The 24,609-nt window shown below is 32.8% G+C and carries 25 protein-coding genes and 3 tRNA genes; 13 read left to right on the forward strand and 15 right to left on the reverse strand.

Features of this window, described 5'->3' with window-relative positions:
- The first annotated feature begins 110 nt into the window (after positions 1-110).
- On the forward strand, positions 111-1,409 hold the full coding sequence (locus THEYE_RS06315; RefSeq protein WP_012544945.1) for a hemolysin family protein: 1,299 nt from the start codon (positions 111-113) through the stop codon (positions 1,407-1,409).
- Here THEYE_RS06315 and nrfD read toward each other — a convergent pair.
- From nrfD to tmcD, 6 genes are all read right to left on the reverse strand, one after another.
- Entirely contained in the window at positions 1,396-2,577 is a 1,182-nt protein-coding gene (gene nrfD / locus THEYE_RS06320; RefSeq protein ID WP_012545584.1) for an NrfD/PsrC family molybdoenzyme membrane anchor subunit, read from the reverse strand. The genes THEYE_RS06315 and nrfD overlap by 14 nt on opposite strands.
- Positions 2,564-3,532, reverse strand: coding sequence for a 4Fe-4S dicluster domain-containing protein (locus THEYE_RS06325; RefSeq protein WP_012545831.1), 969 nt, complete (start codon positions 3,530-3,532; stop codon positions 2,564-2,566). The genes nrfD and THEYE_RS06325 overlap by 14 nt, the downstream gene beginning before the upstream one ends.
- Before the next feature lie 111 nt (positions 3,533-3,643).
- Positions 3,644-5,215 carry a sulfate respiration complex hexadecaheme cytochrome HmcA gene (hmcA, locus tag THEYE_RS06330; protein WP_012546279.1) on the reverse strand — a complete coding sequence of 524 codons (1,572 nt, stop codon included), beginning with the start codon at positions 5,213-5,215 and terminating at the stop codon, positions 3,644-3,646.
- A complete protein-coding gene (locus THEYE_RS06335) occupies positions 5,212-6,552 on the reverse strand; it encodes a (Fe-S)-binding protein (RefSeq protein WP_012545635.1) in 1,341 nt (446 codons plus the stop codon). The genes hmcA and THEYE_RS06335 overlap by 4 nt, the downstream gene beginning before the upstream one ends.
- A 1-nt stretch (position 6,553) precedes the next feature.
- Entirely contained in the window at positions 6,554-7,231 is a 678-nt protein-coding gene (gene tmcC, locus THEYE_RS06340; RefSeq protein WP_012546704.1) for a TmcC family electron transfer complex membrane anchor subunit, read from the reverse strand.
- Positions 7,231-8,484, reverse strand: coding sequence for an electron transfer complex subunit TmcD (tmcD, locus tag THEYE_RS06345; RefSeq protein ID WP_012545304.1), 1,254 nt, complete (start codon positions 8,482-8,484; stop codon positions 7,231-7,233). Before tmcD ends, tmcC begins: the two co-directional genes overlap by 1 nt.
- Positions 8,485-8,665: 181 nt before the next feature.
- Here tmcD and THEYE_RS06350 point away from each other — a divergent pair, with 181 nt between their 5' ends.
- The 7 genes from THEYE_RS06350 to hflX all read left to right on the forward strand — a co-directional run bounded on the left by THEYE_RS06350 (position 8,666) and on the right by hflX (position 15,265).
- Positions 8,666-8,815: a hypothetical protein gene (locus THEYE_RS06350; protein ID WP_012546444.1), complete on the forward strand. Its 150-nt coding sequence runs from the start codon at positions 8,666-8,668 to the stop codon at positions 8,813-8,815.
- Between the two features lie 22 nt (positions 8,816-8,837).
- Positions 8,838-8,939: a TrmH family RNA methyltransferase gene (locus tag THEYE_RS10685; protein WP_422640668.1), complete on the forward strand. Its 102-nt coding sequence runs from the start codon at positions 8,838-8,840 to the stop codon at positions 8,937-8,939.
- 345 nt (positions 8,940-9,284) lie between these two features.
- A complete protein-coding gene (locus THEYE_RS06360) occupies positions 9,285-10,703 on the forward strand; it encodes a radical SAM/SPASM domain-containing protein (protein WP_012545100.1) in 1,419 nt (472 codons plus the stop codon).
- A 39-nt stretch (positions 10,704-10,742) separates the two neighbouring features.
- Positions 10,743-11,063, forward strand: coding sequence for a hypothetical protein (locus THEYE_RS06365; protein WP_012546242.1), 321 nt, complete (start codon positions 10,743-10,745; stop codon positions 11,061-11,063).
- Positions 11,064-11,441: 378 nt separating this feature from the next.
- Positions 11,442-11,672: a FeoA family protein gene (locus THEYE_RS06370; protein ID WP_012546008.1), complete on the forward strand. Its 231-nt coding sequence runs from the start codon at positions 11,442-11,444 to the stop codon at positions 11,670-11,672.
- Positions 11,669-13,579 (forward strand): ferrous iron transport protein B, encoded by a 1,911-nt coding sequence (gene feoB / locus THEYE_RS06375; protein ID WP_012545132.1) that lies wholly within the window; start codon positions 11,669-11,671, stop codon positions 13,577-13,579. Before THEYE_RS06370 ends, feoB begins: the two co-directional genes overlap by 4 nt.
- A gap of 156 nt (positions 13,580-13,735) precedes the next feature.
- Positions 13,736-15,265, forward strand: a complete 1,530-nt coding sequence (hflX, locus tag THEYE_RS06380; RefSeq protein WP_012545622.1) for a GTPase HflX — start codon at positions 13,736-13,738, stop codon at positions 15,263-15,265.
- Here the strand turns inward: hflX and amrA are convergent.
- Positions 15,243-15,752: an AmmeMemoRadiSam system protein A gene (gene amrA, locus THEYE_RS06385; RefSeq protein ID WP_012546745.1), complete on the reverse strand. Its 510-nt coding sequence runs from the start codon at positions 15,750-15,752 to the stop codon at positions 15,243-15,245. The two genes, hflX and amrA, sit on opposite strands and share 23 nt — an antisense overlap.
- Positions 15,753-15,846: 94 nt before the next feature.
- Here amrA and THEYE_RS06390 point away from each other — a divergent pair.
- The 3 genes from THEYE_RS06390 to THEYE_RS06400 all read left to right on the forward strand — a co-directional run bounded on the left by THEYE_RS06390 (position 15,847) and on the right by THEYE_RS06400 (position 16,959).
- A tRNA-Gln gene (locus THEYE_RS06390) sits at positions 15,847-15,917 on the forward strand.
- 10 nt (positions 15,918-15,927) lie between these two features.
- A tRNA-Glu gene (locus tag THEYE_RS06395) sits at positions 15,928-16,002 on the forward strand.
- Positions 16,003-16,068: 66 nt separating this feature from the next.
- On the forward strand, positions 16,069-16,959 hold the full coding sequence (locus tag THEYE_RS06400; protein ID WP_164924847.1) for a L,D-transpeptidase family protein: 891 nt from the start codon (positions 16,069-16,071) through the stop codon (positions 16,957-16,959).
- Between the two features lie 11 nt (positions 16,960-16,970).
- On the opposite strand, the gene THEYE_RS06405 is transcribed toward THEYE_RS06400, so the two are convergent.
- Both THEYE_RS06405 and ribD read right to left on the reverse strand, forming a co-directional pair.
- Positions 16,971-17,279, reverse strand: coding sequence for an Lpp/OprI family alanine-zipper lipoprotein (locus THEYE_RS06405; protein WP_012545357.1), 309 nt, complete (start codon positions 17,277-17,279; stop codon positions 16,971-16,973).
- Positions 17,280-17,334: 55 nt separating this feature from the next.
- Positions 17,335-18,414 (reverse strand): bifunctional diaminohydroxyphosphoribosylaminopyrimidine deaminase/5-amino-6-(5-phosphoribosylamino)uracil reductase RibD, encoded by a 1,080-nt coding sequence (ribD, locus tag THEYE_RS06410; protein WP_038059103.1) that lies wholly within the window; start codon positions 18,412-18,414, stop codon positions 17,335-17,337.
- 136 nt (positions 18,415-18,550) lie between these two features.
- On the opposite strand from ribD, the gene scpB reads away from it, so the two are divergent.
- Both scpB and THEYE_RS06420 read left to right on the forward strand, forming a co-directional pair.
- The gene (gene scpB, locus THEYE_RS06415; RefSeq protein ID WP_200855655.1) at positions 18,551-19,093 is read left to right on the forward strand and encodes an SMC-Scp complex subunit ScpB; all 543 of its coding nucleotides are present in this window, start codon (positions 18,551-18,553) and stop codon (positions 19,091-19,093) included.
- A gap of 13 nt (positions 19,094-19,106) precedes the next feature.
- Positions 19,107-20,045 (forward strand): C40 family peptidase, encoded by a 939-nt coding sequence (locus tag THEYE_RS06420; RefSeq protein WP_012546752.1) that lies wholly within the window; start codon positions 19,107-19,109, stop codon positions 20,043-20,045.
- Here the strand turns inward: THEYE_RS06420 and THEYE_RS06425 are convergent.
- From THEYE_RS06425 to THEYE_RS06450, 6 genes are all read right to left on the reverse strand, one after another.
- A complete protein-coding gene (locus THEYE_RS06425) occupies positions 20,042-21,973 on the reverse strand; it encodes a molybdopterin biosynthesis protein (RefSeq protein ID WP_012545932.1) in 1,932 nt (643 codons plus the stop codon). The two genes, THEYE_RS06420 and THEYE_RS06425, sit on opposite strands and share 4 nt — an antisense overlap.
- Positions 21,973-22,710, reverse strand: coding sequence for a formate dehydrogenase accessory protein FdhE domain-containing protein (locus THEYE_RS06430; RefSeq protein WP_012544950.1), 738 nt, complete (start codon positions 22,708-22,710; stop codon positions 21,973-21,975). The genes THEYE_RS06425 and THEYE_RS06430 overlap by 1 nt, the downstream gene beginning before the upstream one ends.
- A 22-nt stretch (positions 22,711-22,732) precedes the next feature.
- Positions 22,733-23,812: a cytochrome-c peroxidase gene (locus THEYE_RS06435; protein ID WP_012546373.1), complete on the reverse strand. Its 1,080-nt coding sequence runs from the start codon at positions 23,810-23,812 to the stop codon at positions 22,733-22,735.
- Positions 23,796-24,227 carry a DsbA family protein gene (locus THEYE_RS06440; RefSeq protein WP_164924848.1) on the reverse strand — a complete coding sequence of 144 codons (432 nt, stop codon included), beginning with the start codon at positions 24,225-24,227 and terminating at the stop codon, positions 23,796-23,798. The genes THEYE_RS06435 and THEYE_RS06440 overlap by 17 nt, the downstream gene beginning before the upstream one ends.
- A 9-nt stretch (positions 24,228-24,236) precedes the next feature.
- Positions 24,237-24,398, reverse strand: coding sequence for a hypothetical protein (locus tag THEYE_RS06445; RefSeq protein WP_164924849.1), 162 nt, complete (start codon positions 24,396-24,398; stop codon positions 24,237-24,239).
- 90 nt (positions 24,399-24,488) lie between these two features.
- A tRNA-Arg gene (locus tag THEYE_RS06450) sits at positions 24,489-24,562 on the reverse strand.
- Positions 24,563-24,609: the final 47 nt, after the last annotated feature.

Genomic DNA, 24,609 nt, shown 5'->3' on the forward strand with positions numbered 1-24,609 from the left:
AATAAGCCTCTGCAAAATCTCCTATGTCAAATTGACAAGAAAAGTATTTTTAGGTATTCTATGACAACATCTGAGATGAGGGATTATAATTTTATCCTCTTTTTATTAATATGAATGAAATTTTTTTAATAATTTTTCTCATCATTTTAAATGGTTTTTTTGCTGCAGCTGAAATTGGAGTAGTTACATTAAGAAAAACAAGACTTAAACAGCTAATAGAAGAAAAAAGACCGAATGCTGAAATAGTTCAGAAATTTAAGGAAAACCCAGATAAATTTCTTGCAACAATCCAGGTTGGGATCACTCTCATAGGAAGTCTTGCTTCAGCATTAGCAGGTGCATATGCAGTAAAAAATATAAAACCCTTGATTGAGATTTTGCCATTTAGTTTTTTAAAAATTTCTGCGGAAGTAATATCTATAGCAATAGTTGTAATATTGGTAACGTACTTTTCAGTTGTAGCTGGTGAACTAATTCCCAAATCCATTGCACTGTCTCATCCTGACTGGATAAGCTTAAAAACAGCAAAATTTATTGATAGATTTTCAAAATTAACCTTCATTTTTGTAAAAATTCTTACTATTAGCACAAACTTTCTTCTTAAACCTTTCGGACTCAGAGCATTTTCACAGAGAGGTTTCATTTCTCAGGAGGAATTAAAACTTTTAATTGAAGAGGGAGAAGAAAAAGGAATATTTGAACCCGATGAAAGACAACTTATTCATAGTGCATTCAGTTTCGCTGAAATAACCGTTAAAGAAATAATGGTGCCTGCACCTCAAATGGTTACTGTTAGCATTTATATGAGTGTTAATGAAATTAAAGAAATTATAATGGATGAAAAATTTTCAAGATATCCTGCCTTAGGCAAGGACCTGAATGATATTAGAGGAATACTTCATGCAAAAGACTTCTATAATGCACTCATTAAAAATCCTGACTTATTGGATATAAAAAGACTTCTTAAGCCTCCAATGTTTGTTCCTGAAACAATGAAAATAAATATACTTCTTAAAGAGATGCAGAAAAAAAGAGTCCATATGGCAATAGTTGTTGATGAATATGGTGTTGTAACAGGACTTGTAACCCTTGAAGATATTCTTGAGGAACTTGTAGGCGAAATCAGAGATGAGTATGACATTGAAATGCCTGTAATTACACTTCCTGATGGTTCAATGATAATTGATGCTACAATCTCCATAAGAGATTTAAAGGAAGACTACGGAATAGAAATTGAAGAATCAGAAGAGTATGATACTTTGGGAGGATTTATTCTTACATCACTTCAGAGAATACCGCATGTCGGTGATACTGTAGATATGGATGGAAAAATTTTCAAAGTAATAGAAATGGTAGGACAAAGGATATCAAAAATAAAGTATGAAGCTATAGATGTTAAGAAAGAATAGGCATTCTTCTTACAATAAATCTGTAAAATAGTATTATCAAAACTACAACTCCTAATGAGAGAGCAATTTCCATCCATGTAGGATAATACTTTTCTGAAAATGGAATATACCAGTTGTATGCAATTAAACTTACATTGAATCTATTAATTATAACTCCCAATGCTATAAAGAAAGCCATAATCCGCACCAATTTAGCAAATTTTATTTTTATTGCATAAATTAAAATAATTGCAGGAGCAAAAACAAAACCAATATTTTCAAAAAGATACCATAATCCATAATCAGTAGTTAAATAATGCCAGTTGTCATAATGAGTAAGATCAAAAATTTTAAGAATTAAGTATATAAAAAGGGCTAAAACAAGCACTTTAGCAAGTCCTATGGTTTTACTATCAAAATCTTCTTGATCAAAGTTTTTGATTCTGTCTCTGAAAAATTTATGTGATATCGTGCTTTCTATTATTACCATTGATATCCCAGCAAAAATTGCGGAAATAAGGAAAAACAGTGGAAGTAATGCTGAATACCAAAGTGGATGCACTTTGGTAGGAGCGACAAGGAAAAGCCCTCCAAGTGCCGATTGGTGTCCACCAGCTATAATAACTCCAAAAACTGTTGCCCATATACCAAGTTTTGAAAAAAATTCTCTTAACTTTTCTCTACCAAGCCATTCAAAAAATGAAGGAAACATCTCAATAAAGCAAATAATAATATATAAAAAGAAATGCCATGCGATCAGAAAAAGTATTGAATTTAAGCCCCAAGACCAGCCAATTACATAGACAACACGATAGTATCTACCGAGGTCAAACATTAAAGCAAAGACTGCAAATACATAGCCAAGAAGGCTTGAAAGAATTGCTGGTTTAGCAAAGTGTTTGTAATCCTTTATTCCAAAAAGGTAAACCGCAGTTCCTACTGCAAGTCCTGGTGCAGCAAGAGCAATTCCTGCAAGGATGTCAAAACTAATCCATAATCCCCATGGATAGGTATCTGAGAGATTTGTTGCAGGTCCGAGTCCGTAAATAAGCCTGTATATCATTGAGTAAAAAGATGCAATGAGCACAATTAAAGCAATAATATTCCAGAAAGTTGTTCTGCTTAATATATATTCTTTAAATGTCATACCTAAAAGAATTTTTTCTCTGAACCAGCTATTCTTTCTCATGGCTTTTATCTTTACTTTTTTTGTTTTTTGAAATCATATAGTAAGCTCCCCAGACAAGTGGAGCAGCAGCAACTATTTCAAAAACTTTGACAGTGAAAAGAAAACTTTTACTAACCTTTGGAATCAGAGTTTTATCAAGTTTTGGAAATCCAAGCTTTTCAAAGGATGTTCCTGAAATATAAAGCCAGCTTGTTCCTCCAGCTTCATGTTCTCCATAAACATGAGGAATGTATCTCTGAGGATTATTATTTATTGTTTCATAAGCAAGTTTAAGCATTTCACTCCTTAATCCGAATTTCATAACATCAGCTGAACATATTTCAATACAGGCAGGGAGTTTGCCCACTGTGATTCTATCAAAACACATTGTGCATTTTGTAATCTGTGGAGTAATAGGATCATAATATTCATAGGCTGGAATATCAAAGGGACATGCAATCATGCAGTAACGACAGCCTACACAAAGTGATGGATTATAAAGAACAGCACCTTGTTCAGTTTTCTTAAATGCGTCAACAAAACAGGCAGACTGACAGGCAGCATCAATACAATGCATGCATTGTTTTTTAACGTATACAGGAGCATTGTTTTCATAAAATCTATTAACTACTGTAAATGAACCAGCAGTAGGTCTCCGAACTTTATCAAAAACTGAAGGCTTTTTATCTTTTGATTCCTCAAACTCTTTAATAGGGCTATTAGGATTTTTATTCCATTCGTTGCATGCCCATTCGCATCTACGACAACCAATACATTTTGTTAGGTCAACTAAAACAGCATAGGGTTCTTTTTGTAATACACCTGCTTTTTTTACTTCCTCATACTTTTCCCAGTTTTTTCTGTTTGCCAGATTTCCTGTAGAGTAAGTAGAAGAATCTGTACCAAAAGCATTTTTGCCTATAAGAGTTAATCCTGTAATCGTAAAAGCTTTTTTTATGAACTCTCTCCTATTCATAATATCCTCTAATACTTTTTCTTTTCTCTAATCATGTTACAAATTACTATAAAAGCAAATATTGAAATTATAGCAACTAAATATTCATATCCATGATGTGAAAAAAGTTGCTCAATTATGGGCATTTCCTTTGCTCCCTTTTCTTTCATGACATTCATGACATTTTCTTGGTTTTTCAAGTCCCATATTTTCATGACATTTTATGCACATACTGTGATATGCTGATTGAAGTCTCGGTCTTCCCAAAGCCTTTGAATCAAAAGAAATGCTATGACAACTTGCACATAGAGGAGGCTTGTTTTTTTGAGCTTCAGCATCTTCTTTGCTTTTATGATGGCATCCCTTACACATAGTCTGTATATCTTTATGAAAGTATGTTGCCATAGAACTTTTGTTTGATATATCAGTAAGCTTTTTAACCATTTTATAATGAGGGATTTTTGCAGGTTCAAACTCCTTTTCAATATGTTTGATTATTACCTCTTCTTTTACTTTATCTGATGAAACAGTAAATGATTTTATTTCTTCAGGTTCTTTTTTCCCTGTATGACAACGATTACAAATTTCTCTGTTACCCACTTCTGTTTTAATTGGTGCAATAAAGTAATGGCAACCTGAACACTCTTTTTTTGAAGTCATCTGTTTATGACATCCCTGACAACTTATTTCTGAATTAAGTGAATGGAAAGCTGTAAGAGTATTTACAAATCCACCTTCTTCTTTACCTTGTAAACTATGGCAATCTCTACAAGCCTTTAATGTCTCATGGTGACAGACTCTACATGTTTTATTATTTTTCTCATGGAAGTTATGTTTAAAAGCAACACCTTTCATTCTCCCTTCTTCAACATTAAGGAATACTTTATCTGGTTGATCTCTTTCAGGTCTTGAAACTTCTTTAAGCTCCTCAGTTGTTTTATATTTTCCTGTATGACACTTTGAGCACTCTAAAGGACCTGCGTTTAATCCCTGTAGTTTATTTTGCATATGACAGTTTAAACAAAGTTTATGGCAAGAATTTTCCATATTTAAATTCTTTTCTTTTGCTACTTTGACTATTTTTGACAGTTCAGGACCTCTTTTTTTAGTAAAATCATGGCAGTAATAACATGACTGCTCAGTTCCTTTCTCATATACAAGTGCAAGTTCCTTATTTTTTTCTTCCATGTCATAGATATGATGACAGAGGCTACAGTCTTTTTCATGTTTTTTAACATGCTTGTCATGAAGGTAAAAATCAAACTCAAATATAGGATATTTTACTTCAAATTTCTCATTTACCTTTTTATGACAATCCCTGCAGGAAAGAATTTCAGGACCTGTTTTTTTACCTTGAGCACTTATTTTTTGATGACAGATAAGGCACTTACTATGATAGGCATTTTTAAGATTTTCAGGATTTTTTATGTTTTCTTGAAAAGAAAAAACAAAATCATTATATTTATCCTTTAAGTGACATTCCTGACAGACTAATTCTTGAGGTTTATTAAGTATTTTTGCCATAGAATCAACATGTTTTTGATGTTCAAATATTACTTTACCATACTGAAGAATGCCAAACACCTCTTTATGGGCTATTTCTACACGATTTTCAGGCTCTTTTAACACTACTTGACTTTTAGAGTAAATTGTCATAGCCAGAAAAATAAATACTGATAAAACTAAAAGAAACATTTTTTTCATGGTTTCATCTCTTCTGGAATCTCTATTACTTCAGCGATAATATCAGTTAAAAATTTAACATGCACTCCAAGTTTATAGTAGTCATTTAAATCTTCAATTCCTTTGTGACAGGTATGACACGGAGCTATCACTATTTTTGCACCTGTATCTTTTATCTGTTCTGCTTTTATTTTTCCCCCTTCAATCCTTGCCATCTTCCATGGAGGTCCTGCATCTATCATCCCTCCACCTGCGGAACAGCAGTAGTTATATTCATATCCAGGATTTATATCAATAAAGTTTTCACATGTGGCTTTTACTATATATCTAATCATATCTCCCAATCCTCTATATCTTACGATATTACAAGGATCCTGAACTGTAACCGGTTCTTCAATTTTTTTTGCGATTTTAATTTTTCCATATCTGATTAGTTCATAGAAAAACTCAACACCGTGAATGTAAGGAATGGGAGAATCTTTCCAGCCAAGAAATCTTACTCCCTCATAAACTCCAGTTCTAAATGCATGTCCACACTCACCCATTACAATCTTTTTCACATTTAATTTAAAGGCAAGCTCATAATGTCTTCTTACAACCATACCCATTGTTTCTGAATCCTGAGCATAAAAAGCTTTATTTGTATAGTCCCATCCATCAGTATCCGGCATGGTCCAGTCAACTCCTGCAACATTCATTATTTTTGCCATGTTTGTAAGAAGTCCTGTCATATATTTTGCTTCAAGTCCATGAGCAAGATAAAGAATTTCAGCATTTTTCTTACCAAGAGGAATTCTTGCATTTTTAATTTCTGCCCTTAATTCATCTTCAAGCCACTGGACCGTATCAAGCCATTCATCCTGTCTAAACCAGAGCATATTTGTTGTTTGCATATGGCTCAATGCCTGATCCTGTATATACTGCGGCACTGCTCCAATAAGGCAGCATATCCTTCTTACAAGAGAGATTAAATAAGCAATGTCTATACCAAAAGGACAAAACTGTACACATCTCCGACAAAGATTACATTCGGAAAAAGCAATTCTGGCATACTTTTTAATATCATCCTTGCTAACATTTCCATTTTTATTAAGCATATCCCAGACTGTCTGTTTTACTTTAGCTGCAGGAGCATAGGTAGGATCATTATTATGAGCAAGATAGTGATGACAAGAATTTGTGCACATTCCGCATCTCATGCAGGTTTCAACAAAAATCTTAAGTCTTGCAGATGCTTCATTTTTTAAAACTTTATCAATAGCTTTCTTTATTTCTGCTTCAGAGATATTTTCTAATGTTTTATCTATGCCTATATCTGTAACTGGCTTTCTATTAAAGGGAAAAATCTTTTCAGCCATATTAGTAATCCTTTGAATGTCTTACAGCACCAAATTCAGAGCCCGTATGAGCTCTTGTTAACCAGAATAAAAACATATGGCTTAACCTTGTGAAAGGAATTGAAATGAGCATAATCTCTCCAGCAATAAAATGAATTACAAGCATAACTTTATATTCAAATAAAAGCTCATAATGGGCAAGAAATCCTGTTATAAAAGGCAAGGAAACAATGAATAGAGATAGATAATCGGCTTTGCCTGACAGAAATTTTACATCTGGCTGTAGCATTCTGCGTATCAGGAGTAAGAGCACACAAACTATAACAATGATTGTCATCGCATCCGCTAAACCTTGAGGTAGACTCCACCAACTAATTTTCCATGACTCATACCATAATTCAATATGTCCTATTAAAAAAATCGGAGTAATAATAAGGCATATATGAAAAATAAATGTAATCATTGTAAACCATGGATGTTTTTTCATGCTTATACTTCCATAAGGCATAAGCCAGTGAATAACAGAACGAAGGGTGTATTTTAAGCTTAGATAGGGATAAATAACTCTTTCTTTTTTTGCAAGCTGGAGAAATTTCCATATCCGATAAAACATTCCAATAAAAAACACTGCAAAAGCAAACCATACAAGAGGACCTCTTGCCAATGTATAAATTGAAGGATCTTTAAAAAACTGTTCCATTACCTTAAAATCTCTCCAATTGTTAAAATTTTTCTGTAATACCTGCCATTTTTAATACATCTTACAAGAATTTTTTCACCATCAGGGCTAAATTGAGGTTCCCACAGTATATCAAAGGTATCTTTTCCTATTTCTCCATCTAAAACTATAAAATAGACTCCTTCTTTCTCTGCCTTTGTTATAATATGAGAACTGTCAGGACTAAATTGAGGTGACCAGACTCTCTCAAATCCTCGTTTCCATGGTATCCCATCAACAGCTACAGTCCACTGATTATTTTCCCTTACAACCGCAGCCACTTTTTTCCCGTCAGGACTGAATTGAGGAGGTAAAACAGCCTGAGAAAATGTCCTATTCCACGGTATCCCATCAACTGCAATAGTCCATTTTCCAAAATCCGTGGCAACTACCGCAGCAATTTTTTTCTTATCTGTACTTACTCTTTGATTCCAAAGTTGAACAAAGTATTTATCCCAAATTGTTTTACCATTCATTGCAAGTGTAAAACCTTTTTGAGTTTTCACTGGCACACAAATATGATTTTCATCTACAAACAACGGTTCCCAAGCATAAGGAAAAATTTCATTCCATATTTCACCATTAGCAGCAACAGAAAATTCCTGCTGTGAAAGCCTTACTGTTGCTGAAACTTTTTCACTATCCGGACTAAAATTGCATCCGTAAACTGAAATAAAATTTTTATCCCATGCAACGCCATCAACTACTACAGTCCATACACCTTCTTTAAAAGTGAATATATCAAGAACCTGAGGATTCTTTGTTCTGACATAAGATGCGGTTTTTTTACCATCAGGAGAAATAAATAAATCTCTTGTATCAAAAAATAAGTTCTCCCATACTTTACCATTTATACAAACTCCGTAAGAGTCTCCTTTTTTTATGTTGAATGCTATTGTTGAAGCATCTTTACTAAACTGAAGATTCCATGCATAATCAAAAGTTTCTTCTAAAAGGTTTTCCTCTACTGCCAATGTCCATTCATAGTTTTGTAAAACAAGACAAGCAATGGAATTGTCAGGAAGAAAATTTAGAAAGCAAATCCTTTCATATGAACTATTCCATGTTTTTCCATTTATACATGGTGTAACCTTTTTATCTTCTATCTCAACTGTTGCAGCTAATTTTTCTCCATCTGGGCTTGCAAGCAACTCATGGACAAAAGAGAACTTCTTTTTATATTCATTAACATCACAGATAAATTTTTCTTTAGTTTCCCAATCCCAGTTGAACATGTTAATCGTTATCTATTAAATAACAGACTAAAAAAAAAGTCAAGTATTCGCCTTTACTCAAAAATAATCTCTCTAAAAACGCATTGTTTACACATAATTGACAAAGGAGGCAAACATCCATTATCTCCTACTATTTTGGCAATGAATAAAAAAGTTAGGAAGATATATTGCTGGTTACCACATGTCTAAAGAAGTACACACTATAAAGGACAGATTAGTCTATACTGAACCTTTAAAGAGTGGACATGGTGTACATCAGGGAGTTGTTGCTAAAATAAAACCCCAAAAAACAATCAGTCTTGATGAAGCTTTAAAAAATATCTGCATATAAAAATGAACCTGCTTTTTTTCTTATTCTTGATTTAATTGAAGATCCTCAAAACTTTGGAGCAATTCTGAGAATTGCTGATGCAGCAGGTGTTCATGCAGTTATATATAAAAAAAACAAGGATTAAAATATTTGCTGCAAAGACTCAAGGAAAATATATTTTTTGTAAAACTGATTTTTACTCAACTTTTAGCTATAATATTTAGCTCTGAGAAAAAAGGGATAAGATAAACATTAATACCTTTCTGTGATGAAATTATTCAAATTGCAATGAAAGGCAAGATAAATTCTTTAAATATAGCTGTAGCCACATCTTTACTTGTTTATGAAGTTTTAAGTCAGAGAAAATTATCTAAATAATGAGATTAATATTTTTAATGTGAAAATTACCTTGACATGTGATTTTTTAACTGATATACTTTGTCTAAAAGCTTCAATGCAGAATCGCCATTAATTTTAAGGAGATGAATTAATGGAAAAAATGCTTAACTTAAATGATATTCATCTTTTTTCTATTAGAGATGAGCATTTTCTACTTGATGTTGAAGGCAATAAAATTTTCTCCATCAGTCCTGAAGCATATGAAATAGCTCTTTCGTTAATGTCAGGTAATAAATCAACAAATAAACTTTCTCTACGATATATTCGCGCTGAACGCGAACTTCGTAAAATATTTGATTCTTTTGAGCCATTAAATTCTGAAGAAATAGAGCATAGAAGCAAATTACTTGAAGAGAAACCTTATAAATTGAATGGATTATGGCTTGGACTTGCTCATGCGTGTAACTTGGGCTGTTCTTACTGTTTTGCTAATACTCCCAATTATCTTCAGAATCATCGTCCTTTTATGTCTGAAGAAACTGCTAAAAGAGCTATTGATTTTCTTATAAACCAATCACCTGATATTGAAGAGTATGACATTATTTTCTTTGGTGGAGAACCTCTTTTGAAATTTGATTTACTTCAAAAAGTTGTAGACTACGCTTCATCTTTTCTAATTAATGGTAAAAAGTTTGAATATTCTATTACAACAAATGGAACTCTTTTGACACCTGATGTGTTTAGTTACCTTGTAAAAAATCAAGTATCTATTATGGTTAGCATAGACGGAACCAAGGAAATGCATAACAAGAATAGACCTTACAAGAATGGAAGACCATCTTGGGATGATATAGTTAAGAATATTTCAAGTATTCAGGATGTTGGAAACTGGATTATGGCAAGGGTTACCATAACTTCAACAGATATTCCTCTTATTGAAATTTATAAAACTATGCGTTGTCTTGGATTTATTGATATTGCACTTGTTGAAGTATGTCCGAATTCTGGTGAAATGCCAGTTTTTCCATCAGAAATCATTCCTATATGGAAAGAACAATATCTTGAGCTTGCTGAGCATATTATTGAGACAGAACCAGATGCTTATGAAAGAGGACTTAAATGTCTCACAGTTAACATGCAGGCTTTGAGAGAACGAAGACGTTCTTTTTACTGTTGCTCTACAGGAATCACTTCTTTATATTTAACTCCTGATGAAGAATTTTATCCCTGCATGAGATTAATAACAGAAAAAGGTGAAAATCGTATGGGGGATCTTAAATCAGGCATTGATATGATGAAAGTTAGTCACTTTATTCAAAATCATATTTTTAATAAACGCTGTAAAGAATGTTGGGCAAGATATCTATGTGGAGGAGGCTGTTACGGAGATTCCTTTGCTTATGCAAAGGATATAAGAGCAACAATAGACACATACTGTATTATGACCAAACATAAAATTCATGTTGCCGCATATGTTTTAAAAAAGTTAAAAGACAGAAAACTAATTCCTAAAAATAATACAAAAATCTCAGGTATTCTTACAAAAATTCGGCGTTTCGCCGGATTGTAAGGATTTTAGAAAATAAAGTTGGAAAGGAGGTGAAAAATAATGAATGATGATCGTCGTTCTTTTCTGAAAAAATTAGGATTTATTGCTTTAGGTGCTGTTGCTTCCATGATTTCTATTGGTTCAAATCGTAATGTAAATTTATTGAGCCTTGCTGATGAAGTTCATGCTCAGGACCCTGATAATATGCCAGACCGTTGTCGCTCTGGTTCAAAAGGTTTGACCCGTTGTAGAAATCATTGGGGTGCCTGCGATGGTGAATGGCATGCCTGCAGTGGGCATCAAAGTGGTGGTCGCGGTAGTGGATGTAAAAAAACAGTCCAGTGTAGAGATCATAATTTTAACCGGGGACCAAATCGTTAAGTTAAATGCCTTGTCTAATAAGGTGTTCATTACAGAGATGAACACCTTATTTAATTTAATACTGAATGTTAAAATAAAAGTGGTTAATCCCAAACACTGCATAAATCCATAATAATAGTTGAAGGATTAGATTGTTTTTTTCTTGACATTTTATTTAAATTTACGTAAATACGTTATACTATGACTCATTCTGAATAGGCATTAAAGCATAAAAGAAAAGAAACCGAGATAAGGTTCCTAAATGGCACTTACTATCCATATGGAGTGACCAATAAATGTAATTCTCAAAAAAAAGACACAAATAAACTCTGTTGTTGAAAGGTATTCTTAAAATGTTTTATTATTAACAATGATTTTTAATTAATTTTGGAGGTAGCAGTGAAAACATTAGTTAATATAGATAATGGGAAAAAAGTCAGAATTTTAAAAATTTCAGGAGGCAGAGGTGTTCGCCAACATCTTCAATGTCTTGGATTACATGTTGGTGATATTGTAACTTTAAAAAAAAGCTCCTTTTTAGGCGGGCCTGTGCTTTTAGAGGTTAATGGCTATGATGTAGCAATTGGTAAAGGAGTGGCTTCAAAGATAGAGGTTGAAGAAGTAGAATGAAAATTGCTTTTATAGGACAACCAAATGCTGGTAAAAGCACAATATTCAATGGTCTTGCAGGATACAAAACAGTAACAGCCAACTTTCCTGGACAAACAGTCCACTATACAGTAAGCAAAGTAAAAGTCGGAAACGAAACTTTTGAAATAGTTGATTTACCAGGTATTTATTCCCTTACAGCCATTGACATGGCTGAACTGGAATCAAGAAAATACATTTTATCTGGACAGGCAGATGTTGTTATAAATGTAATTGATGCTTCTACTCTTTCAAGAAGTTTGGAACTAACGCTTCAACTTGCGGAACTACAGGTTCCAATGGTTATCTGTTTGAATATGATAGATGAGGCTCGTAGAAAAGGCGTTGAAATAAGCCAAGAAAAACTTTCTCAAATTTTTGGAGTGCCTGTTATTGAAACTGTTGCAAATAAAGGAATTGGTCTTGATAAAATTTTTAGTTCTGCAAAACAGGCATATTATGAAAAACTTATTCCAAAAATTCAATTTTTTCACAAAGATATAGAAGAAAAAATTGAAGAAATTGAAAAAATTATTCCTTATGAATTCTTAAAAAACATTCCCAGAAGATATATAGCTATAAAATTATTAGAAGGAGATAAAGAACTTTTTGAGATAATTGGAAAATATCCTGAAATCTTAAAAAAAATTAATGATTTGAGAGAAGAAATTAAAACAACACATGGAAGACACGCTGATACTGTTATATCATCTGAAAGGCATGCCCTTGCAATGAATTTATTTGAAGATGTAGCAAAGGTTGGAGAGCCCTTGAAATCATTTAGAGAAAAGGTTGACGATCTTCTTACAAATAAATATCTCGGTTATCCTCTATTGTTTTTAATTCTATTTGGAATATTTTTTATAGTATTTGAAGTTGGAAAAATTATAGAAGAACCTCTCACAGAAATCTTCAATTCTTTAATTAAAAGACTTCCAGAATTTGTTCAGGAAAACTCTCTACTATTTTTTATTTTTAAAGGATTGCTTGAAGGCTTCTCAGGAGGCTTAGGAGTTGCTATTCCCTATTTAATCCCATTTTTTATAGGGCTAACTATTCTTGAAGACATAGGATATCTACCAAGAATGGCTTTTTTAATGGATACAGTAATGCATAGAATTGGTTTGCATGGTAAAAGCATCCTTCCTTTTGTTATTTCCTATGGATGCAATGTTCCAGGAGTTATGGCAACAAGAATACTTGAGTCTCCAAGAGACCGTTTTATTACTGCAACACTTTCTGTTTTAATTCCATGTGCAGCACGAACAACAGTAATATTCGGATTGATTGGAGCATATATCGGAGGATTTGCTGCAGCAGGGCTTTATCTTTTTAATATGTTTGTAATCATGATTTTAGGTGCAATATTAACAAAATTTATTCCAGAAACAGCAGGATTAATAATGGAAATTCCACCATTGAGAATTCCAGCAATAAAAAATGTTTTTATGAAAACATGGCTTAGATTAAAAGATTTTATGGTTGTTGCCTGGCCTCTGCTCATTATAAGCAGCATTATTCTCAGTTTTCTTGAGTATTTAGAGCTTGATCTAATTCTGAATAAAATTTTTTCTCCAGTAGTTAGTTGGCTACTTGGGTTACCAGAACAAACTGGTATAACGCTTCTTTTTGGTATTCTCAGAAAAGAACTCTCAATGATAATGCTTTTTCAGGCAATGCACACAACTCAGTTAAATACTGTTATGTCAAATTTGCAATTGATTGTTTATACAATATTCACGATATTTTATATACCCTGCGTTGGAACAATGGGAGCATTGCTCAAAGAATTAGGCTTTAAAAGAATGATTTTAATAACTATTTTAACCATTGCTTTGGCATTAATACTGGCTTTGACTTCAAGAATAGCTCTGTCTATTATCATTTGAGAAAAAGTTTAAAATTTTGATATCCTTAAATTAAGGAGGCAAATCAAAATAGCTAAAGTTTACGGTAATACAACAGGATTAAAAAAAAGTATAATTAATACATTAGAAAGACTTTATAGAAAAAGACAATCCTCTGAATTCTTTATAACTCCAGAATTGGCAAAATCTTTATGCTCTATATCCTACGAACTCAACAGGCAAATTGGAGTATTAATTGATAGGTCAGGCAATATAACTCATGTCATAATAGGAACTGCTCACTCAATTTTTATTCCTCCACTGGAAGATTTTCCTATCGGAAAAAAGCAATTAAGAGGTTTAAGATACATCCATACTCACTTAAACAAAGAGATGCCTGACAGAGAAGATATAACTGACCTAAGACTTCTCAGATTTGATCTTGTTGCTGTTTTAACACATGAGAAAGGAATACCTGAAACTGTTCATATTGTTCATCTTTTACCTTATGGAAAACAAAACCAATTTGAAATCATTTCATCAAATCTTTATTCTCTTAAACACAATTTTAAAGAATTCATAGATAATCTTGAAGCAGAAATGGATAGAGCAAGAGTTATTGATATGCAAGACCCTCGAGAAAAAGCTATTCTTATCAGTGTATCTACTGCTCCAAAATATATTCTTGAGGAACATATGGAAGAATTAAAAGACCTTGCAGAATCAGCAGACCTGATTGTAATAGATAAAATTATTCAAAGAGTAAAACAGATAAATCCAAAATATCTTCTTGGTGAAGGAAAACTCAGAGAATTAATTATTAAAGCAATGGATATGGGAGCAACACTTTTGGTATTTGACCAGAATTTAACTCCATCTCAGATAAGAGCAATAACTGATATGACAGAGTTAAAAGTAATAGACCGTAGCCAGCTTATACTTGATATTTTTGCTAAAAGAGCTCATACAATGGATGGAAAAGTTCAGGTAGAACTTGCTCAACTCCGTTACATGCTTCCAAGACTTACAGGTAAAGGAACTGCTATGTCAAGACTTGCAGGAGGCATTGGAGGAAGAGGACCTGGAGAAACAAAGCTTGAATTAGATCGCAGAAGAATAAATAAAAGAATCCATCATCTTGAAAACGAACTTGAAAAACTCACGCTGGCAAGAATTGAAAGAAAAAAACGCAGAAAAGAACTTTCAATCCCTATTGTCTCAATTATAGGATATACAAATGCTGGTAAATCCACACTTCTTAATGCTCTTACAAAAAGTTCAGTCTTTGTTGAGGATAAAATGTTTGCAACCCTTGATACATCCTCAAGAAGACTGAAATTTCCTGAAGAAAAAGAGCTTATAATTACTGATACAGTAGGTTTTATCAGAGACCTCCCCGATGACCTTGTAGCAGCATTTAAAGCTACATTGGAGGAACTACAAGACGCATCTTTGCTTATTCATCTTGTTGATATTTCTAATCCTCAATTTGAAAATCATATTGAGTCTGTAAATAGAATTTTAAGTCAATTAGGGCTTGATATAAAACCTGTTATTCTAGTATTTAACAAAATTGATAAACTCTCATCATTGGAAACAAAGCAAATTTGTAATAGATACAATGCAATCGGAATCTCTGCAATAGATAAAAAAACTCTTATCCCACTAATAGATGAAATAAAAAATAGACTCTGGGAAGAAAAAGTTACTTGTAACGCTCCACTTTGAATCTGTAAATTTCCACATCAGAATCATACGGGTCAATACCTGCTTTTAGTTTAGCAATTCTTAGTTGTTCATCTACTGTATTAACACCTTCTATATCTGGAAGCAATAATCCCCTTTGCCATCCCTTTACAACAATTACTCCGTATTTTTTAGGGTCAAGTTCATCAAGACTTTTAACAGGTTCAGGTGGGCTGAGTATATCAACTGAATATTCCAATTCTTGAAGTTCCTGAGGATGAACAGGAGGAAAGCGAGGATCTTCTGTTGCTGAAGCTATAGCATTTCTAACTATTTCTGTGTATATATTTTCAGTGGTAGGAACAAATGTTCCTATACAGCCACGAAGTTGACCTTTTTTCTTAATTGAAACAAATACCCCTGCTTTTTTATTCATCTCAGGGGGAATCTTATCAGGGATTGTGGGTATTTTTCCGGTTTTTACATATTCTTCCACAGTCTTCTTAGCAAGTTCTACAAATGGATGCATAGTAAAGTATACACTAAATTATTCATACAAATCCAATAAAACATCTGGAAAAGTTTGACAATTTAAACATTTTTGTGATATATCTTTAAAAGATTGGGGAGTCGTCTAACGGCAGGACGGCAGACTCTGGATCTGCTTGTAGGGGTTCGAATCCTCTCTCCCCAGTATTTTTAAAGGTCCCATCGTCTAGCCAGGTCTAGGACGTAGCCCTCTCAAGGCTAAAACACGGGTTCGAATCCCGTTGGGACCGTTTTAATTTAGACAATAAATTTGACATATGAAAAAATGTTTTTATTTAACAATTATATGTTTCATATTGCTGAATTTTAATATCTCTTCTGGTGAGACATTTTCGGTCTCACAGGATACAACAATTATTGGAAAACTCCAAACTCATATATTAAAAAACAAAGAATCACTTATAGAAATCGCAAGACATTACGATTTAGGTTATAATGAAATCGTAGATGCCAATCCTAATTTGGATCCTTTTGTGCCCGGAGATGGAAACAAAGCAATAATTCCCACTTTCTGGATTCTACCTGATAGAGTGAACAACTTTCAGGGAATTATCATAAATCTTTCTGAAATGAGACTTTATTATTTTCATAAAAAATCCAAGGAACAATTAGTTACAACATTTCCAATTGGTATAGGTGATGATGGAGTTGAAACTCCAATGGGTAAATTTAAAATATCTCATAAAATTGTTAATCCTCCATGGTATGTTCCAGAGTCAATAAAACAGGAAAGACCTGAACTTCCAGCAGTTGTTCCACCAGGTCCGGAAAATCCACTGGGAACACATGCAATGAGACTTTCTGGTTTAAGCTATCTGATTCATGGGACAAACAGACCATGGGCTGTTGGCAGAAAGGTTACTCATGGTTGTATAAGACTTTATCCAGAAGACATTCCAAAACTATTTGATATAGTTCCTGTTGGCACAGAAGTAATAATTGTAAGACAACCTGTAAAGGTTGGTAGAGTCGGCAATGAGGTTTACATTGAAGTCCACAGAGATGACCAATTAAAAGACTATGATTATCTTAAAAACGCAATAGAACAGCTTGCTAAGAAAGGACTTTTAAAACATGTGGATACTTTCAAACTTTACTATGTAATAAAACAAAAAAGTGGAATTCCCACCTCTGTAAGCATCAAAAATAAAGAGCCACAAATCCTGCCTTCGGATTCGTGGCTCTAAAAAAATCTAAACTACTTCTTCTGCTGAAGCTCAAATGCTTTTCCTGCTTTTTGTGAAGCAGCTTCTGCTCTCTTTGCTGCATCCTCTGCTCTCTGAGCAGCAGCTTCTGCTTTCTTTGCTGCTTCATCAGCCTTTGTGCAGCAGTCATCAACCTTCTTATCAATAGCGTTAACTTTTGATTCAAGATTATTTACTTTGCTTTCAAGTTTTCCTATTCTGTCAACCAGAGGGTCAATTTCCTGTTTAACATAGTCCTTTGTTGCGCAACCAAAAGCAAAAATAAACATAGCAGATACTACAACTAATAAAAACTTCTTCATCCTTTCTCACCTCCTTTCTTGAAAAAATTCCAATTAATACAACTTTAGCTCAAAATTAAAATTTTTTCAACCCTTTTAAATATCCTTCTATAAAAATATCTCCTCCAAACATTCTTATTTTTAAATCTTTGATTTCAAAAGCTTCATCAAGATTTTTATAAATATTACCTCCAATGCTTGGATAAGATTGTGCACCGCCTATTATCTTTGGTGCAATAAAAATCATCAGTTTATCAACTATCCCGCTCCATAAAGCATAACTATTTAGTGATGAACCTCCTTCTATCATTAAAGAAGTTATCTGTCTTTTTCCTAATTCTTCCATAAGCCATTGAAGGTCTACTTTTTCTGAAGAAAAAGATACAATTTCTATCCCTCTATGTATAAGATGTTTTATATTTTTATCATTTAATTTTTTCTCATGCACTACAGCTATGGTATTTGGAGGAGGATTATAGACATGATAATTGAGAGGAATCTTGAGTTCTGGGTCTATTATAACTCTCAAAGGATTTTTTCCACCTTTTATTCTTGATGTAAACATCGGATTGTCTTTCAACACGGTTCCGTAAGCAGAAAGCAAAGCATCAACTCTTGAACGTATCAAATGCACAAATTTTCTTGATTTTTCTGATGTAATCCACTTAGACTCACCTAAGGGAGTGGCAATTTTGCCATCAAGAGTCATTGCTATTTTAAGAATTACAAAAGGACGGCTGGTTGTTATGTATTTTATATAAAACTCATTTAGTTTCTTGACTTCTTCTTCCAGCACTCCTTCTATAACTTTAATTCCATGATTATTTAAAATTTCTACACCCTTTCCTGATACCTTCGGATTAGGGTCCCTCATACCAATAACAACTCTATTAATTCCTGAGTTTATTATAGCGTCTGTGCATGGAGGTGTTTTTTTATCTTTATGACAGCATGGCTCAAGAGTCACATAAAGAGTTGCACCTTTTAAAGATTCATTTGCATTCCTTATAGCTTCAGCTTCAGCATGGGGTAAACCTGCTTTTTTATGATAGCCTTCTGAAATAATTTTTCCATTTTTGACAATCACAGCACCAACCATTGGATTTGGAGACGTTCTCCAGTTTGCCTTTTTTGCCAAAAGCAATGCTTTTTTCATAAAAAATTTATCGTCTAATATATTGCTTTGCATTGTTTAATTGTAACATATTTAAACCATTTGTAAGCATTAGAGGTATGGTAATTAATAAATAAAAATTGATTTTTTTAATCTGATTCTGTATAATATGGAAGCTATGAATCTCTTCAATAAAAAAGAACAAATAAAGGGAATTATAGAATCTTTATTGTTCATTGCTGAAAAACCTATTTCTACAAAAATCCTGCTTACAATACTAAATATATCTGAATCGCATCTTAAAGAAATTATCTTTGAACTTATGGAAGAATATAAATTAAGGAATTCAGGGATTATCATTATTAAAATTGAAGATTCTTATCAAATGGTTACAAATCCTGAATATGCGGAATGGATAAAAATATTTCAAAAAATACATACACATAATAAACTTTCTGAACAGGCACTTGAAACACTCGCTATCATAGCTTATAGACAACCTATTACCAAGGCAGAAATAGAAAAAATAAGAGGTATAAACTCAGATTATGCAATAAAAAGCTTAATAGAAAAAAAACTTATAAAAATTGTAGGTAAAAAAGAATTACCTGGTAGGCCTTTTCTTTATGGAACAACAAAGGAATTTTTAAAACTTTTTGGTATTTCAAGTTTAAACGAATTACCGGGGTTGACTGATTTTCAAAAGATAAATGCTGCATAAGGAGGTGATTTATATGGGTAAAATATTTATTTTTTTAATTAGTTTAATGATTTTTCCCTGTCTTGTGTTTGCTCAGACATATACAGTAAAAAAAGGTGACAATATCTGGCAGATTTCAAAAAAATTTAATGTTTCAATTAGTGATATTAAAAAAGCAAATAATTTGAAAAATAATAAATTGCAAGTAGGTATGAAATTAGAAATCCCTCAAAAAAATGAAAAAATTACAAAACAATCAAAATCAAATGAAGCAGAATATCACATTGTCAAAAAAGGCGATACACTATTCAGAATTGCAAAGAAATACAATATATCAGTAGAAGAACTGAAAAATCTTAACGGTTTAAATAGTAATAAACTTAGCAAAGGACAAAAACTTATTGTAAAAGCTCCAGAAAAACCTAAAGAAAATATCTCCATAAGAGAGAATGAAAAAGTTCCTGTTTTAGCTTCGGCAAAATTAGATATAGATGAAAAAGCAGAAGAAATAGAAGAGATTAAAGCATCAGAAGATCTTTCCCAAATGAGTCTCACAGAAAGGCTGCTTTTATTTGCAAAAAAAATGCTTCATCTCCCATATAGATTTGGTGGAAACAGTTTTAACGGACTTGATTGTTCCTTTTTTGTCAAAAAAGTATATTCAATGGTTGGTATAGAACTGCCAAGAAGTGCAAGAGAACAGTTTACAATGGGAATTCCAGTTAAGAAAGACGAACTTCAGCCAGGTGACCTTGTATTTTTCAGAACCTATGCAAAATTTCCATCGCATGTAGGAATTTATCTTGGAGACAATCTATTTATTCATGCATCAACAAGATCAAAAAAAGTAACGATTGATAGTTTAGAAGCTCCCTATTATCTGAGCAGATTTATTGGTGCAAAAAGGATTCTGGGTATTGATAAAGAAACCATTGAAAAAGCTATTGAAGAGCTTAAAAATAATCAAAGCTAATTAGAATAAAATATTTTCCCCATATCTGTAGTATCATAACCACCGAGTTTTTCAACTGCTTTTCTAAATTCTTTGTCTTCCTGTATTACCCTTAAAACTGCTTGAATTATTTTAAGCTCAAGAAATTCATAGGGAATCAAAATATCGTATCTTTCCTTAGCTACTGGTATAAAATCAAGATCAAGTGCCTGTGCAGCAGCAAGAATACCCAACCCTACATCAGCTCTACCTGTAAGCACAGCTGAAGCAATTCCCATGTGAGTATATTCATCTGTATCATAGCCTTTTATCTGAGATGGTGATATTCCCAGTTCTTTTAAATGTTTATCAAGTAATAGCCGTGTTCCTGAACCTGCCTGCCTATTTATGAAAACTACATTTTCATTTGTAAGGTCATTAAATCCTCTAATGTTTTTAGGATTTCCCTTTTTCACAATAAATCCCTGTATTCTATAAACAAGATTTATAAGAACAACTTTTTTATCAGGCATAAGTTTTTTTATAAATGGAATATTATACTCACCAGTTACTTCATCAAGAAGATGAGTGCCTGCCATATGGGCTTCTCCTTTTTTAATTGCAACAAGACCACCCATTGAACCAACATGAGCAGAGGAAAGAGTAACGTCAGGATAACTTTTTCTTAAAAAATTGTATAAAACATCAAGCGTATTATCATGACTACCAATGCATACCACAGTATTGTCAATTTCTTCTTTATTTCGCCATAAGTTAACTTTTACTTCCGCCCCTTGTGAAAATCCTTCAGAACCTTTGGGAATAACAATATATCCATCAGCTCTTACAACAGACATTAAAAGTCCTGCTCCTCTTCCCATGGGCGTTACTGTATATTTTCCCCCTACCCTACCTACTTTTACTCTAACAAACTCATCAACTCCCATATTTGAAGAAATTTGTCTTGACAGTATTGCTTTAAGTTTTTCTTCCTTTTTTACAGATATACCTAAAAAAAGTTCAATTAAGGGTTTAACAAAAAGGTCAAAACATAGAAATGCTGATACAGGATATCCAGGAATTCCTAATATGGGTTTATTTTTGATAAATCCTGCAATAAAAGGTTTACCAGGTTTTATTGCTACACCATTTATAATGACATTGCCAAGCTCATTAATGACTTTATATGTAAAATCTTCCTTTCCGTATCCAGAACCTGCATTTAAAAGCACTATATCACATTCTTTGATAGCATTTAAAATAGCATTCTTTATTTCCTTTTCTTCATCTGGAACTATTGGATAAACCTTTGGCTCTGCTATAGCCTCTTTAATCAAATTTTCTAAAACAGCTGAGTTATATTCAATCAGTTCTGGTGGTTGTGGCATTCTTTCTTTAAGTTTTTCTGGCTGAATTAATTCTGAACCTGTAGGAATAATCCCTATAATAGGCTTCTTTCTCACCTTTATTTCAATAATTCCACTTGCTAAAATAGCTCCAATATCAACAGCTCTGACTACATGGCTTTCGGGAATTATAAGTTCTGTTGCAACAATGTCTTCTCCAATTGGTCTTACATCATTATAGGGAGGTACAGAGGAATAAATCTCTATAAATCCATCTCTAAGTGTTACATCCTCAACAGGGATAACAGCATCAAAGCCATCAGGGAGAGGGTCTCCTGTTTCAATCCATTGAGCATCAACACCTATTTGAAGTCTTACAGGCTCTCGTTCTGTTGCTAAGAATGTTTTTTGGGATTTAACTGCATATCCATCCATTGCAGCTGAATGGAAATAAGGAGAAGAAAATTTTGCTAAAACAGGCTCTGCTGTAATTCTTCCTAATGCGTTTTTAACTAAAATAGTTTCAGATTCAGTAGGAACAGGTATTATTTTTTTTAAGTTGTTAAAAAGTTTTTCCTTTGCTTCATCAAGTGATATAAGCTCGTGAAAAACCTTTTTCCCCATTACTTTATTACTCTTAACCCAATAAAATTAGGAGATCTTCTTATATATCCTTTTTTTTGAGCTACTATGTCAAGAGGTAAACTAATCAGGTCAATCAAAAATGGATCTCTGTATTTAATATAGTGATTTTCTCTGAAACTTTTTATATAAGTGTTACATTCAAGACAAACTTCTGCTCTTATTTCTTCATCATCAAGAAGTATTTCAATTTTACTTGAATCCTTATTAAAGCAATAAGGACATCCTATTCTGAAAAAGCTTCCACCATGTTCACAAAGTGGACAAATCATTATTTTTTCATTATTCTCTGTAATCATAGCAAGAGATGAATCTGTTCCACAAACAGGACATTTACCTGTATCCATAAATGATGCCTGTTGTCCTTCCTTCCTCAGAAATACAAAAAAAGGTTTACTCAATATAAAAAGCATCCTTTCCAGTTCTTCTTTTGAAAGTTCCTCACTTTGTATGGGAAGAAACCAGAGACTATCAGGCTCTTTTATTATGTCTTTGCCAGATTTTATAATTTCATCCTTTAGAAAAGATATGGATTCAAAAGGAATATTAAAAATAGAGGAAAAATTTTTAAGAACAATATCAATCAAGGCAATATCATTGTCAAGTTTCACTCTTTCTTTTTCTTGTTTACATTGCTCTGTTAAATTTTTTATTTTTTCATAAAGCTCAAGTGGGCTCTGTAAATGAGGCTTCTCTTTTATTATTTCTTCAATTTTCATAAATCCTCCTCAATAGAAATACTTATGGAATATCAGGTGGTTTTATTTTTAAATCTTCGCCACTCAGGGCTTCAACAAGAAATGTTTTTAAAACTTTTTTCTCTTCTTCAGTCAAGTTAAGAGGTTTCAAAACTTTATTACCTTCTCCTCCACCCTTATTAAAAAAGTCTATAACTTCATCAAGACTCTTGAATATACCATTATGCATATATGGAGCAGTTTTTGCAACCTCTCTCAATGTAGGTGTTTTAAACGCTTTATAATCTTTTTGTTTTTTGGTTTTGAAATATCTCCCGAGGTCTTCCTTGATATTCATGTAGTCTGGATATTTATTTATCTTTGCTACATATCTTCTTGTAACAATAAATTTGTCTTCATTAGCATATTTTGGATTTTCAGGAACCATAAGCGCATGAAATTCCTGATCACTTAAGTAATAACCATAATGACAATCTATGCATTTTCCTTTACCTGTAAATATTTCAAGTCCTTTTTTAGCTTCAGAAGATAATGCGTTTTTATCTCCTTTGAGGTATCTGTCAATAGGTGCATTTTTTGAAATTAGAGTTCTTTCAAAAGCAGCAATAGCCTTTGCAATCAATTTAATATTTACATCCTGCCCAAAAATCCTCTTAAATGCTTCCCTGTATTCAGGCACTATTCTAATTTCTTCCTCTACAAAATCAAGATTTTGATTCATTTCAAAAGGTGACATAATGGGAAACTCTGCCTGTTCTTCTAATGTTTTAGCTCGTCCATCCCAGAAAAGATGTTTAGCATAAGCAGAATTCATAAGAGTCGGAGCATTCCTAAAGTTTCTTGTGGTGGGATAACTTAGAGATATCTCAGAGGCATCTGTAAATGCCTTCTCAGGGTCATGACAGCTTGCACAACTTGTTGTTCCATCGCCTGAAAGTCTTCTGTCAAAAAACAGCTTTTTACCAAGTTCTATTTTTTCCTGAGTCATTGGGTTATTCTCAGGAACAGGCACCGCTGGCAAAGGCTGAATTTTCTTTTTCTTTTTTTCAGAAGCAAAGCCTTCAATATTAAAAAACAAGGCAATCAAGCATAAAAAAATTAAAATACTATTTCTTCTTAACATTTTTAAGTTCTCTGAAAATTATCTCTTTAAAGTATTCGCTGTCTCTAACACCAAGCACTTTTATACCGTTAATATAAAAAGCCGGTGTTACATAAAGATCAAGCTCTTTTGCAAGCTTTAAATCTTTATCAATTATTGATGCACCTTCCTGATTATCTATTGCTTTTATAAATTTTTCTACGTCCATATTCAGCTTCTTTGCGTAATTTATAAGTGATTCTCTGTCAAGTCTTGGAGAGTTTTTTATTAATAAATCATGCATTTCAGTGAACTTTCCCTGTTTCCAAGCCTCTACTGCTGCTTCAGCTGCAATCCTTGAATAATCTCTATACCGATAAGGGAAAAATTTTATAACAAGCTTAACCTTGCCTTCCAGTTCTTTTACCAATCTATCTATGGTCGGACCGACCTCCACGCAGTGTGGTCACTGATAATCAATAAATTCTATAATTGTAACAGGTGCATCCTTATTACCAATGACAGGAGAGTTTTCAATAGATAGATTATATCTCTGGTCAGCAGCTATAGCAAAAGAATAAAAATAGAAAATAAAAAAAAGCATCACAAAAATTCTAAATTTTTTCATAATCTATTCCCTTTAAAGTTATTTTGAAACAATTATAACAGAATTAAGATGAAATAAAAAAGGAACAGAATAAAAAAATTTAAAAATAAATGCCCCCTGCAGGGATCGAACCTGCGACACCAGGTTTAGGAAACCTGTGCTCTATCCTACTGAGCTAAGGGGGCTTAAAAAATTATAGCAAAAAATTAAATCAAAATGCCAAGTCTATACT

Origin of the sequence: Thermodesulfovibrio yellowstonii DSM 11347 (assembly GCF_000020985.1) — a bacterium.
Taxonomy (GTDB): domain Bacteria; phylum Nitrospirota; class Thermodesulfovibrionia; order Thermodesulfovibrionales; family Thermodesulfovibrionaceae; genus Thermodesulfovibrio; species Thermodesulfovibrio yellowstonii.